General features: G+C 41.5%; 14 protein-coding genes and 1 riboswitch. Of the genes, 2 read left to right on the top strand and 12 right to left on the bottom strand.

The genetic code is table 11. The features are described 5' to 3' along the window. Positions 1-108 precede the first annotated feature (108 nt). From NSS65_RS02505 to NSS65_RS02490, 4 genes are all read right to left on the bottom strand, one after another. Positions 109-447, bottom strand: coding sequence for a glutamate synthase (locus tag NSS65_RS02505; protein WP_034283957.1), 339 nt, complete (start codon positions 445-447; stop codon positions 109-111). A 127-nt stretch (positions 448-574) separates the two neighbouring features. Continuing rightward, positions 575-1,267, bottom strand: a complete 693-nt coding sequence (locus NSS65_RS02500; RefSeq protein WP_061110634.1) for an alpha/beta fold hydrolase — start codon at positions 1,265-1,267, stop codon at positions 575-577. Between the two features lie 18 nt (positions 1,268-1,285). Further along, positions 1,286-2,650, bottom strand: coding sequence for a UDP-N-acetylmuramoyl-tripeptide--D-alanyl-D-alanine ligase (murF, locus tag NSS65_RS02495; RefSeq protein WP_070326711.1), 1,365 nt, complete (start codon positions 2,648-2,650; stop codon positions 1,286-1,288). A gap of 80 nt (positions 2,651-2,730) precedes the next feature. Beyond that, complete coding sequence (locus tag NSS65_RS02490) at positions 2,731-3,813, bottom strand: D-alanine--D-alanine ligase (protein ID WP_041107469.1); 1,083 nt, start codon at positions 3,811-3,813, stop codon at positions 2,731-2,733. Between the two features lie 184 nt (positions 3,814-3,997). On the opposite strand from NSS65_RS02490, the gene NSS65_RS02485 reads away from it, so the two are divergent. Continuing rightward, positions 3,998-4,318, top strand: coding sequence for a thioredoxin family protein (locus NSS65_RS02485; RefSeq protein WP_034283964.1), 321 nt, complete (start codon positions 3,998-4,000; stop codon positions 4,316-4,318). Positions 4,319-4,633: 315 nt separating this feature from the next. Continuing rightward, positions 4,634-4,783 carry a Fur-regulated basic protein FbpB gene (gene fbpB, locus NSS65_RS02480; RefSeq protein ID WP_065215285.1) on the top strand — a complete coding sequence of 50 codons (150 nt, stop codon included), beginning with the start codon at positions 4,634-4,636 and terminating at the stop codon, positions 4,781-4,783. A 97-nt stretch (positions 4,784-4,880) separates the two neighbouring features. Here the strand turns inward: fbpB and NSS65_RS02475 are convergent, their stop codons facing one another. The 8 genes from NSS65_RS02475 to NSS65_RS02440 all read right to left on the bottom strand — a co-directional run bounded on the left by NSS65_RS02475 (position 4,881) and on the right by NSS65_RS02440 (position 13,545). Further along, the gene (locus NSS65_RS02475) at positions 4,881-5,216 is read right to left on the bottom strand and encodes a hypothetical protein (RefSeq protein WP_017366657.1); all 336 of its coding nucleotides are present in this window, start codon (positions 5,214-5,216) and stop codon (positions 4,881-4,883) included. A gap of 117 nt (positions 5,217-5,333) precedes the next feature. Next, positions 5,334-6,101, bottom strand: coding sequence for an ABC transporter permease (locus NSS65_RS02470; protein ID WP_041116743.1), 768 nt, complete (start codon positions 6,099-6,101; stop codon positions 5,334-5,336). Continuing rightward, positions 6,094-7,005 (bottom strand): ABC transporter ATP-binding protein, encoded by a 912-nt coding sequence (locus tag NSS65_RS02465; protein WP_034283965.1) that lies wholly within the window; start codon positions 7,003-7,005, stop codon positions 6,094-6,096. The genes NSS65_RS02470 and NSS65_RS02465 overlap by 8 nt, the downstream gene beginning before the upstream one ends. Before the next feature lie 127 nt (positions 7,006-7,132). Beyond that, positions 7,133-8,374: a dicarboxylate/amino acid:cation symporter gene (locus NSS65_RS02460; protein ID WP_034283966.1), complete on the bottom strand. Its 1,242-nt coding sequence runs from the start codon at positions 8,372-8,374 to the stop codon at positions 7,133-7,135. A gap of 76 nt (positions 8,375-8,450) precedes the next feature. Continuing rightward, positions 8,451-8,584: riboswitch (cyclic di-AMP (ydaO/yuaA leader) on the bottom strand. A gap of 63 nt (positions 8,585-8,647) precedes the next feature. Then, entirely contained in the window at positions 8,648-9,670 is a 1,023-nt protein-coding gene (locus NSS65_RS02455) for an AI-2E family transporter (protein WP_024425375.1), read from the bottom strand. A 197-nt stretch (positions 9,671-9,867) separates the two neighbouring features. Next, complete coding sequence (dctP, locus tag NSS65_RS02450; RefSeq protein WP_034283967.1) at positions 9,868-11,136, bottom strand: C4-dicarboxylate transporter DctP; 1,269 nt, start codon at positions 11,134-11,136, stop codon at positions 9,868-9,870. A 124-nt stretch (positions 11,137-11,260) separates the two neighbouring features. Then, a complete protein-coding gene (locus NSS65_RS02445) occupies positions 11,261-11,944 on the bottom strand; it encodes a response regulator (RefSeq protein ID WP_034283970.1) in 684 nt (227 codons plus the stop codon). Further along, positions 11,941-13,545 (bottom strand): sensor histidine kinase, encoded by a 1,605-nt coding sequence (locus tag NSS65_RS02440; protein WP_169737561.1) that lies wholly within the window; start codon positions 13,543-13,545, stop codon positions 11,941-11,943. The genes NSS65_RS02445 and NSS65_RS02440 overlap by 4 nt, the downstream gene beginning before the upstream one ends. Between the last annotated feature and the right edge of the window lie 20 nt (positions 13,546-13,565).

Here is a 13,565-nt window from a genome sequence, read left to right as displayed (position 1 = left end):
CTGCCCTTTTCCGAAAGGACAGGTCCATTATATACAAAGCCCGAATTACCCTACCTTATATCTTACCATTACCCTATTTGTTTTTCAACAAGACAGAAATGGATATATCTACTGTTCTACAATGACAGATTCACCTTCACTTTGATCTCCGTCCATCCATTTCCACTTTTCAAACAGTTGAATTTTTCCGTTATCCAGCTGCTTTGGAGTGGAATTGCAAGTCCCGCTTCTCATGCTGCCGTCCTTGCTTACATGGTGATATCTAAAATGAAGTGTTCCATCCTCATTCACAGTTCCTACAAGTACGCCAGATATAATACTGCCGCCTTGATATGTGCCCGTTAATATATTCCCGTCCTGACGATATTGAAATATGGTTCCTGCTGATACTTCTCCGTTACTCGAATTAGACTGCGGGACAAAGGTTTTTCCGTCATATTGAAACAACCGAATCAACCACCTTTTCTTTCCTATTGTACCATATGCCTGTCACTCATTCGACAAAAATGATGCAAATTTTAACAAGTGGGATTCAATTTATATTAGTTTAGCCACATTTTAGCTTTTCTATAGATTAAATTGCTTTTTTTAAAAAATGTTCTACTTTCTCAAACAATTGCTGGGCACATGGCTCATGACAAACATGATGTTTACAATCGGGCAAATAAAACATTTCTTTCTGGCGAGACGGGACTTTATGATAAATAAATTCTGCACTTGAAGCGGGCACAATTCCGTCGCTTTCACCTTGAACAATTAACACAGGCAGATGAAGCTTCTCAAGCGAATTCTTCGTTTGCTTTACCAGCTTCATAAATTCTATCGCAGCTGACAGCGGCGTGCTTGTGAGCTTATGACGATATCGATCATACAAAGGGTTTGTATCAATTAACCCAGACAGGGACTCCTTTACCATCTGCCTTGTGTCTTGCATCATTTGTTTTGGGTTCACATATTTAGCCGCAGCACTTAATAGGACGAGACGGGCAACTGGGTACTTCGCTGCTAAATAAGAAGCAATCATTCCGCCCATAGAAAAGCCGATCAAATACATGGTGTCACAAGTTCGATAAAGGGATAGAAGTTCGAGTTCAGCTGTCGCTATCCATTCTTGATAAAGAATGCCTTTTAACTGAAGCTCCTCTCCATGCCCCGGAAGCGTAACAGACTGCACATTCCAATCTGCCGCCTGTTTTAAATATTGCGCCAGCGGTTCTACTTCATAAGGGGCACCAGTAAAACCGTGGATACATAAACAGCCAATCATTCTGTCACCTTCTCACTTTTATAGTGCAGTAATGACTTCTTCCAATTTCATACCGCGTGAGGCTTTGACAAGCACAACATCGTCAGGCCCTGCCACTTCAGCTAGTTTTTTCTTCAGGTCCTCTTTGTCCATAAAGGAGAAGACGTGCTCAGCCCCGAATGATTTTTTCGCTCCTTCAGCAATGAATGCACCTAGACGGCCATACGTCATGACATGATCAATAAATTCTGGCTTGATGTAACGGCCTAATTCATAATGATACGTTTCTTCTTCGCTGCCCATTTCGAGCATATCTCCAAGTACAAGAATACGATTGGCGAAGCCGTCCATATCTCCCACAAGATCAATGGCTGCTTTCATAGAAGTAGGACTTGCATTATATGCATCATTGATGACAGTGATTCCTTTGTCTGTTTTAATCAGCTCAAGACGCATCCCCGTCAACTTCGTTTGCATCAGTCCTTGGGCAATTTGTCTTTCATTCAGCCCAAAATGCTGGCCTATAGCAATAGCAGCAAGTGCATTCTTCACATTATGTTTCCCTAATACAGGAATGAGAAAACCTTGGGCATACCCTTCGACCTGAAATTCTGTTCCTTCTGCAAGCTGGTTGATGTGCGTTACCTTGATATCACAGTCCTCTGCTTCTCCAAAGGTTTTCACACGCTGAGAAAGTGAACTTGCTCTTTCGCGAAGCAAAGGCTCATCACCTAAGTAATAAAAGATGCCGTCTTCTTTTAATCCTTTTACGATCTCACATTTTGCATCAGCAATGGCTTCTCTTGATCCTAAATCTTGCATATGTGATTCCCCGATATTTGTGATGACTGCCGCATCAGGCTCAGCCAGATCTGATAAAAATTCGATTTCGCCTTTTGCACTCATGCCCATCTCCAAAACCGCAATATCGGTTCCTTCTGGCATTGCAAGAATGGTGAGCGGAAGACCGATATGATTATTAAAGTTACCGTTTGTTTTATGAACTCGATACGCTGTTTGCAAGACGGAATGAATCATATCTTTCGTTGTGGTTTTCCCATTACTTCCTGTAATACCGACAACACGAGGGTTTTCTTCTTTTAAGTATGATTTCGCCAGCTGTTGAAGGGCAGCTAGTGTATCCTCTACAAGAATTACCGGAACGCCTTCTGGCGGATTGGCTTCTTTTTGATTCCAAAGAACAGCTGATGCTCCAAGCTCCACTGCTTTCGAAGCAAATGTGTGACCATTAAAATGTTCTCCGATAAGCGGGATAAACAGGGCGCCGTTTGATACTTTTCGTGTATCTGTTGTCACTCCGTGAATCTGTTCTTCGCCAAAAGCTTGATTAGATAGGGTTCCACCAGCCATTTGGGCGATTTGTTTCACTGTACGTTTGATCATGATTTTTCGCCTCTCTTTCTCATTTCACGTTTGAAGGAAAAGAGACACTACCTAAGGATAGTGTCTGCTTGCTGCTCACATTAAAAAGTTGTTTTAATGGTTTGTTTTTCTTGATGGCGTTCAATTGCAAGTGACACCAGCTTTTCAATTAACTCTGGATACTCTACACCAGTGTGCTTCCAAAGTAATGGGAACATACTAAATGGTGTGAATCCAGGCATTGTATTCACTTCATTGATCAACACTTCACCTTTTTCTGTAAGGAAGAAGTCTGCACGTACGAGACCAGATCCATCGAGGGCTTTAAATGCCTTAATTGCCATGTCATGAATCGTCTTATATTCATCCTCTGACACACTCGCCGGAATGATCAAATCTGTATCGCCGTCTTCATATTTTGCTTTGTAATCATAAAAATCTGTTTTAGGCGCAATCTCACCAACGACAGAGCATTTCGGCTCATCATTGCCTAATACACCAATCTCGATTTCTCTTCCAACGACGCCTTCTTCTACGACCACACGACGATCATATTGGAAAGCGAGGTCAAATGCAGTCTGCAGTTCTTCTTTGCTGCGGCATTTGCTAATTCCAACACTTGATCCCATGTTGGCAGGTTTCACAAAGCATGGATAGCCCAGTACTTTTTCCACCTGTTCTAAGCTGTCTGGTGTCGCTTTCTCGTAGTCTTTTTTATTGAAAGAAAGGTGCTTTGCTTGTGCAAGTCCTGCTTGTGCAAAAACATCTTTCATCATGACTTTATCCATACCCGCGGCAGACGCGAGAACGCCGTTGCCGACATACGGGATATTTAACAGTTCAAGTAATCCTTGCATTGTGCCATCTTCTCCATTTGGTCCGTGCAGCAACGGGAAGACAACATCAATTTTCTCATCAGCCGATGCAGGCTGTGGAAACATGCTTTCATTTAAAGAAGTTGGTAAAAACGTCTTTGCGTTCTGTTCAAATTGAAGCATTTTGACGTTTGATACTGGTTCAGTGAGTTTTTCTCCTCTTAACCATTCACCCTCTTCTGTAATATAAATTGGATGTATATCGAACTTCTCAGTGTTAAGTGCTTTTGTAACTGCAAGGGCTGTTTGCAGTGATACATTATGTTCGGCTGACTTTCCGCCGTAAATCAATCCTAAACTTATTTTCAATGGATACTCCCCCCACTAAAATTCATCTTTACTATCTTATCACTTTCAAGCAAAAATGCTCTAATTAATTTTTGTTGTTACGTAATTGAAATGATTTGTAAAGGTTGTAAGCGCCTCCCGAGCATTTGTATGTCATTCGCCTTTATTTTATATTAAAATGACAATGAAAAGGAGTTGTGACAAATTGAAAAAAATCACAAGTACTGAACAATTCAATGAAATGATTCAATCAGACAAAGAAGTCATCGTTAAATTCTTTGCAACATGGTGTCCTGACTGTACAAGAATGGACATGTTCATTCCAGACATCCTAGAAGCTTATGCTCACCATGAATGGTTTGAAATAAATAAAGATGATTTCCCTGAATTAGCTGAAACGTATCAGGTAATGGGCATTCCAAGCCTGTTAATTTTCAAAAATGGTGAAAAAACAGGTCATTTACACAGTGCAAATGCAAAATCGCCTGAAGAAGTGACAGAATTTCTTCAAGAGCACGTTTCTTAATTGATGAAACGAAGGACATCAGCAAACTCTTGCTGATGTCTTTTTTCTTTTTAAATCTCTTCATAAGACGAGCTGCACAGCCAAAACGTTTCAAATTGATGTTTCACTTACGACAAGTCACGACAACATTATTTCCTGGGAAAGAATGCAGCGTCGAACCAGCTTGGAATATGTCGGTTACGTGAATTTTCTGAATTGAATCTTTACTTCTGACATTTGTCTTTGTATAATGGAATTGCTAATTGAAAATGATTATCAATTTCATCTATGTGAAATCCTATAGACGTCCATTCTTATTAAGGAGCGATGAGTCACATGTCTAAGAAGAAAATTAAAACCTACCAGCAATTGATTGAAGAGAACAAAAAGGCCATCATGCGCGATCCTCAAATGATGGAAAGTATTTACGAAACCATCGACAAAAAACACCAGAAGCAGCTTGCAGCTGCTGGGCGTGAATCATAACTATGAGAGGAGCAGTCATCACTGACTGCTCTTTTGTCTGCTTCAACAAAATAAAAAAGCCGATAAAATCTGTTATTCGATTTTATCGGCTTTTGTTTTAATGTGATTTCGCTACACGGTCCTGCTTCATACCTAAATAAATGAGCATATATGTGAGATAACCCATTGTCATCGTTAAACCACCGAAGAAAAATTGAGAAAAGACTGGTTCCTCAAATGTCGTGACGGCAGCAAGAACGATCCAGCTCGCATATAAATAGACCATGAACCATTTCATATTTCTTTTAAGTGTATACAGAAAGAAAAGACCCGCTAACGAAAAAATCCCCAGCGCTAGTCTGAAATAAACAAGATGATCAAATTGGAAGGCAAAAGACACAAACGAAAACGACAGCAGCAGCAAAATTGGTAAAGCCGTAATGAAATTTTTCACGATAGTGCCACCTCCATGACTCTTTCTTATTATAAGACAAAATCAGCAGGTTATCGTGAAATACAGACTCGTTTTCACAAAGATGTCACGAATTTTTCTTGTTATTTGACACAATTTTTACACATTTACATCACGTTTCCAAAAAAGAATCCAAGCCGATCCAATAAAGAAAACAAAATGCGCCCCTACTATAAATAGAGAAAACAAAATGCTCATCCCATGAAAAGGCGGCGGTCCTTGAAAGCTGTACTGAGTAAAGTCCGTATTCGCGAAAAGGAGGATTTTCCCCCACTGATTTTCTAAGAGAGACATGATCGGCACAAGTGATTTCGCCGCATATAAAACAAAAAACGAGGTCACAAGGGCAACAAGACTGTTTCTAAACAAACTGGAACACATAAAAGCAAAGCTTGCCATCATGATCACTTCCACCCACTGAGATCCAATGACGGCAAACGTATGCTGAAATAATTGCCCTGTTCTTTCATCAAAATCAGTACCGAAGAAAATAAGACCAAATAGAAAAGCCAAAACATAATAAAAAACAAACAAATAAATGACTGTCAGCACAAGTGTGATGTATTTTGACAGAAAAATGTGCAGTCTTGTTTTTGGCCGGATCAATAGAAACTTGATCGTCCTTTTCTGAAACTCTGTTGAGATCAAGGTCGCGCCAATAACAACAGCAAGCACCTGCAAAATAAACACGACGTTCGTGGAATAAGCAAAATAGTTCGCGACTGTGTCTTGTCCACCAAAGCTTGATATGACTCGTTTTAAGGTTAGAGCCATGGCCAGTTGAAATACAACGATCAATAAAAGAGCAATGAGTGTGATCTTTTTCTTCATGATTTTCTTATGCTCATTCTTGATGAGGTTAAGCATCTGTCGTCCCGCCTTCCGTCCATTTCATAAATGCCTCTTCAATTGACTGCTTTTGAGGCATCAATTCAAGTACATCAAACCCCGCCAGCACAAGCTGTTTGTTCAGCTCTGGCACACGTTCTTTGTTCAGTTGAAGCAGTACACGCGCTCCATTTCGTTCATATGTATAGTCGTGTGCGTCAAGCCATGAGACGGCCTTTTCTACTGGCTGAACATTCATCAGCACCTGCTCTTTCCCCTCCATATCCCGGAGATGAGTACTAGCTTTGATCTGTCCCTTTTGAATGATAATCATGCGGTCACATAGCTCCTCTACCTCATGCAATAAATGCGTCGCAAATAACACCGAGGTTCCTTCTTCCTTTACAAGCATTTGTAAGTGCTCCCGGAATTCCTTCATTCCTGCAGGGTCCAGTCCATTTGTCGGTTCGTCTAAAATGAGCAGGCTCGGCCGATGCAAAATAGCTTGTGCAATCCCAAGCCTTTGTTTCATCCCTAGTGAATACGTCTTGACCTTCTGATGAATGGCATCCTCCAGACGAACTCTTTCCACCACTTCCTGAATGCGTTCCTCCGTCACGCCATCGTGCATCGCTGCATACATTTCAAGGTTTTCAAAGCCTGTTAAATACGAATAAAATTCTGGGTTTTCTATGATCGCACCAACAGATGACATCGCTTTAAGAAAATCGTCATCTTGTGAATATCCATTGATCATGATGTTGCCATTGTTTTTTTTCATCAAGCCAACGATCAATCGAATCAAAGTTGTTTTTCCAGACCCATTGGGACCAAGTAATCCGACAATTTCTCCTTGCCCAATGTCTATAGAAATATCCTGCAAGATCATTTTCCGGCCAATTAGTTTATCGACTTTCTCTACTTTTAAAACAGCAGACTGCAAAGTGGTTCCTCCTTCTGATGTAAAGCCTGTGGCGGCAGTTATGACCGCTCATCCTGTAAAAAGTATATCACGCGAGACAAATCAATCCATGAAAAAAAGGACTGATCCAGTCAGCCCTTCTTGCTTATTACAGTGATAAGTTAGGTGTCGGCGCTTCTTTTTCGTGCTTCTTTTCAGTTTCAGAAACAATCACCGCACATGCTGCGTCACCTGTAATATTAACTACGGTTCTTGCCATATCTAATAAGCGGTCTATGCCAAGGATCAGCGCTATTCCCTCAACAGGAAGATTCACGGAATTTAACACCATGGCCAGCATGATGAGCCCTACCCCTGGGACACCTGCTGTACCGATACTTGCTAAAACAGCTGTTAAGACAACCGTCAGCATTTGAACAAGCGTCAGTTCAACCCCATACACTTGAGCGATAAAAATGGTCGCAACACCTTGCATAATGGCTGTGCCATCCATATTAATGGTTGCACCCAGCGGCTGCACAAAGCTTGAAATCGGCTCTGGCACCTTTAAACGCTTTTGCGCTGTTTCCATTGATACCGGCAGCACTGCGTTACTGCTTGATGTACTAAATGCAACAACCATCGCTGGGGAAAATCCCTTAAAGAATGCCATTGGATTTCGTTTAGCTAAGATAGCAATGGTTGATCCATATGTCAGGAAGAAATGCAGGATAAGCGCAATTAACACGACCGAGAAGTAAAGTCCCATCGCTTTCATGGCATCCAGCCCCTGACTGCCGATTGCCGTTGCAATCAAACCGAATGTCCCGTACGGTGCAAATTTCATCACAACACCGACAAGATACATCATTAATTCATTTCCTTGTTCAAACAGTTTCAGCAAGCCTTCCGTTTTTTTACCAAGCATGGCTATGCCAAGACCTAAAAATACACAGAAGACGATAATTTGAAGCATGTCTCCTTCAACTAACGATTGGACTGGATTGGTTGGAATGATGTTGAGTAGTGTGTCTGCCATTGATGGGGCTTCCTCTGCGGAATAATCAGCCGCTTTTGTATCAAAATTGCCGAAGGCTCCCGGCTTGATCAATAAGGCTAATGAGATGCCAATGATGATGGCAAAAGTTGTAGTGAGCAGGAAATAAGTAATGGTTTTTGCGCCGATTCTGCCTAGCTTCTTCGGATCACCAAGGCCTGCTACACCGAGCGTGATCGAAAAGAATACAATGGGCACAACCAGCATTTTAATCAGGTTTAAGAAGATTTGACCTAGAGGTGTAAATAAATAAGGGTCTAACACTTTGAATACATCTGGAGCAAAAAGGTTGAGCAGCAATCCTGTGATTGCACCTACAAACAAGGCAATAATAATTTTCGTCGCCAGCTTCAATAAAATCTCCCCTTCCTCGTCAAAAAGCCCACGAGAGAGTCTTCTCGTGGGCCTGCGTGTCCATACATGTACCACTGTCTACTCTCTTCACGCTGATGAGGTTAGCTGACGGGTTAGGACGAAGAGATGTCCTTTTTTCTCAGATAAGAAAAATTCACCCCAAAAATTTGGGTCCCCCATTCCTTTAGAAGGATTAAGCGTGTGGTAATATGATATTTTCATACCATTTATACCTTATTTTTAGAAAATTGTAAACAGGTTCATATGAACTTTTTAATTACTTTCTTCCCTATTTGTCACTTCAAGAATATCTAAAATAAACACAAAGATTGGGATACCGATAATAAGTCCCCAAATGCCAATATAGTGTTCAGAGAAGATCAGCACAATAAACGTGAAGAAAATAGGGAGCTCTGTTTTAGCTGACATGAGCTTCGGATTCAAGAAGTATGCTTCAATGGCATGGATAATGACAATCACCAGCACAATATACAGGACATACATTCCGCCTCCGAGTGTATACGCAATGATGCTGAGTGGAATAAGAGAGATCACTACACCCGCTACTGGGATTAAGCCTAGCAAAAAGACCATGACCGCTAATCCAAATAACTGCGGGAAACCCATAATGCCTAACGCGATGGTCGTTAGCACACAATTAACGGTTGCAATAATAAACTGAGCTTCAAGTACTTTTCCAAACGTTCGGGAAAATTTACGTCCAAAGAAGGCAATTTCATGATAGAACACGGAGATTTTACTCGTTTTGAACTTGTTCATGAATTGAATGAGGCGTTCTTTTTCGAACAGGAAGAACATGCTTAATATTAAGGACATAATGACCTGGATACTGAATGTGCTGAAATCGGTTATGTATGTATAGAGGAAATTAAACCCTTTCTCAAAGAAAGCTGATATTTTGAAATCTCCGAATACGTTCGTGATGACGTCAAAGAAGGGTAAATCTTGTGGATGATCTGCAATTTTCTTTCCTAAATGAAATAGCTGCTCTACCTGTTTGGCGATGATTGGCACAAAAACGAATCCGCCAAATGTCAATCCGCCAGCCAGAAGAATATACAAAATGGTAATGACCGATTTCTGTCCTATTTTCAGGAAGCGATTTAAAAAGCCTCTAATGACCTCTTCCAACCGATTCATCAAAAAGGTGAAAATGAAGGTCAAAAGAATTAAATTCATCATTCCTCTTAATAGATATAATGCTGTGGCTAATACTACAAATACTGAAAACCGCTTAACACCGGGTTTTTCGAACAATTTTAAAAATGCCGTCATTACGTTACACACCTGCCAGGACTAAAGTCTATTTTTCATCGTATCTGATATACATTATATCGGATCTTTCTGTAAATTATATAATAAAAGGTCAAAGAGGTCTTACGATTTGTATTAATTTTATTGTTTTTTCTTTTTTACACAAAAAAACCGAACCCATGTAGAACATAAGGTTTCGGTTTTTGGTTGTTTTTATACTAAACAGCCTGCTTCATATTCCGCATTTCCTGAAGTGCTGTTTTGCTCTTCGCTTCGTCAAATTCACCTTCACTCTTCGCGACAACAATTGTTGCAATTCCATTTCCAATGAGGTTTGTAATCGCTCTTCCTTCACTCATGAAGCGGTCAACCCCAAGCAGCAGTGCTAGACCCTCTAACGGAATGACCTGTAGTGCCGCAAGAGTAGATGCAAGCACGATAAATCCGCTTCCTGTCACCCCAGCTGCTCCCTTTGATGTAAGCATCAGAACAAGGATAATAGTGATCTGCTGACCGATCGACAAGTCTACACCAAACACTTGTGCCAAGAAGACGACGGCCATTGATAAATAGATTGAAGTTCCGTCTAGGTTAAAGGAATAACCTGTTGGAATGACAAGACCAACAACAGACTTAGAGCACCCGTAGCGTTCCATTTTATCCATCATTCTTGGCAGCACGGATTCTGAAGAACTTGTGCCAAGAACAATCAAAATTTCATCCTTGATAAACCTTAAATAACCTAGCAGGCTGAAGCCATACATTTTACAAATGATGTTCAGCACAACGAAGATGAACAGGAACATCGTCATATAAACGGAGAGCATCAGACTTGCCAGCGGTCTAATTGATGCTAAACCAAAGTGTCCGATCGTATAAGCCATTGCCCCAAACGCACCGAGCGGCGCAGCACGCATGATATATCCAATGATTTTAAAGAAAACAAGTGACAGCTTATCAAGCCATTCGATGATGCCTTTCCCCTTCTCGCCAAGAGCAGCGAGCGCAACACCGAATAAAATAGAGAAGAATAAGACCTGTAAAATATCACCCTTTGCGAAAGCATCAACCATGTTAGATGGCACGATGTGTGTAACAAATTCCATCCAGTCGATACCCTGTCCGCCATTTTGGGTATATTGTGAGACATCCCCTTTTTCAAGCTTGCTATAGTCAAGACCTGCACCTGGCTTCATGATATTCACAACAAAAAGACCGATGACCAGAGCAAGTGTCGTGACGACTTCAAAATAAATAAATGCTTTTCCCCCAACTTTTCCAACCTTTTTCATATCCCCCATCTTGGCAATACCAAGAACAATGGTTAAGAAAATAATTGGTGCAATGACCATTTTAACGGCATTGATAAAGGTGTCACCAAGCGGCTTCATTTCTTTTCCGACGTTTGGCCAAACCATCCCGACAATGATCCCGATGATGACAGCTGCAATCACCTGAAATGTCAGGTTCTTCAAAAGCCTTTTCATAAAAAATCAACTCCCTCACCCTTTGATGTAAACGCTTAACTGTTATCTGTAGATAAATGATAGCGATTTCACCAAAGGCTGTGAAGCTTATGGACATATCGTACATTTTGGTCTTTTTGGTCTCTTAGTCAGAATGTACGATATATTTATTCACAGGCCGTCCAATCCCCCCATATTGCATATCTAATTTCAGCTCGCCTTCTTTGACGAGGAAGTCTAAATACCGGCGTGCCGTGACACGGGCTATGCCAAGTGCATTAGCAACTTCCTCTGCAGACTGGGCGCCTTCCTGCAAGCCCATATAAGCTTTAATTTCGTTCATCGTATGCACATTCAGCCCTTTAGGAAGCCAAGTATCTTCCTGCTTAACAGCAGGCTTTCGTATGATATCATCGAGCATCTCCTGAGAAAATTCTGCTGCGGTTTGGATTTTTGATTTAAACGCCTTATAGCTTTCAAGTGATTCTTTCATTCGTTCAAATTTGAATGGTTTAATAATATAATCCCGCGCACCATTTTGAAGCATGATGCCGATGGTCTCTTTGTCCTTCGCTGCTGAAATGACAATCACATCCACTTTCATCTTCTGTTTTCTGATGTCTTGCAGCGTTTTGACGCCATCCTTTTTTGGCATATATACATCAAGTACCACGAGGTCTGGACGAATCTCTTTGATCAGCTGGATGCCCTGCTCCCCATTTCCAGCGACAGCTGCTACTTGAAAGCCAGGAACACTCATAATGAACTCTTTATTCACTTCTTGCACCATCGGGTCATCTTCAATTAACAGCACCTTAATCTGAGTCATCTGTCTCTCTCCTCTATGGTCATTGGGAATTCGATTGAGAAGGTGGTACCAATGCCGATGCTTGATGTGACCTCTACACTTCCCATCCCTTTGTCGATAATCGTTTTTACAATATACAGGCCATAGCCTGTTCCGCCCTCTTTGCCATGTGTGAAGCCTTTATCGAAAATAGAAGGAATCATTTCTTCTTCGATCCCGGAGCCATTGTCTTCAATTAAAATCGCGAGGACATCCTCCGTTTGATCGATACTAATGGAAATGACTTTTGTGTCTCTTTCTACAGTATCATACGAAGCAAAGGCGTTCTCAATGAGATTTCCGAGCAGCTTCGTCATATCATGCTGATCAAGCCGTTCAGGGAAATCACGCAGACAGCTATGTTCATCTACTTCGACCATGATGCCAAGCTCCTTGCCCCTTCTGATTTTGCTCATCAATAACCCTGAGACAGCATCATGCTCTATGACGCGGTGAAGAAAGTCCGTCACATGTTCCTGCTCCTCTGTCGTTTGAAAGGCCAGATCGAGCGCCTGATCGGCTTTACCCAGCTGAATCAGACCGGCAATCGTATGAAGCTTATTCATATGCTCATGGTTTTGCACCCGCAAACCGTCCACAAAGTTCTTAACCCCTGTGAGCTCCTCCGCCAATTTTGCCGCTTCCGTCCGGTCCTGAAAAATGGCAACTGCTCCGATGATCTTCTTTTTCATCACAATCGGAATCCGGCTGCTCATGATCCGCTTTCCGCTCATATGAATTTCTTCATTGTAGACGGGTTCTGCGCGATCGATAATTTCAGGAAGTCTTGTATCAGACAGCACATCCCAAATATTCCGGCCCACGACATCACCCGTCACGCCAAAAATCTGCTTCGCCTTCTCATTAAAAATGGTAATCATGTGCTGATTATCAATGGCGATAACCCCTTCATTAATAGAGTGAAAGGTTGCAGTGCGTTCCTCTAGCATTCTGACAATCTCATGCGGCTCCAGCTTAAACATTTGCTGTTTAATATGACGGGCGAGTAAAAATGAACCCACAAGCCCAAAGCTGAGCGTCAAGAGGAGGATCATGAGGATATCGCGCTTCATTTCTCCTAATATATCTGCCATACTTGGCAGAGTTCTTCCTACAAGCACAACCCCTGTTTGATTAAATTGATCATCCTTGACTGGATAAAAAGCTCTGATGGCTGTTCCAAGCTCTCCCTCTGCTTCTGAGAAATAAATATGCTCTGCAAAAGCCGGCTCTTCATCAGTTCCTTCTGAGCGCTGGCCAATCCTCGTTTTCACTGGATGCGTTAATCTCACATGATCCATATCCATCACAACAATGTAGTCAGCGTCTTGAATAATCCGAATCTCTTCGATCGCATGCTGTAATCGATCACGTTCCTTTGTCTGATCAGCTAACGCCTGCTTCACCTCATTCATTTCAGCCACAGTTCTCGCCGTGTTCATGAGTCTTTTTCGAAGCTCCCGTTCCTCTGTTTGCTGAATTCCCCCAACAAGGACAATTCCTCCGATTAAAAGGGCGAAAATGACAACGAAATATGTGAGGATGGTAAGCTTCCATCTAATAGATAATTGTTGTAATTTCAATCGATTTCTCATCATTTTTT

It is taken from the genome of Bacillus sp. FSL K6-1006, from assembly GCF_038593175.1.
GTDB classification, from domain to species: Bacteria; Bacillota; Bacilli; order Bacillales; family Bacillaceae; genus Bacillus; species Bacillus safensis.
Note: the sequence above shows the minus strand (reverse complement) of the source record. Positions and strands in the feature narration are given on the sequence as shown.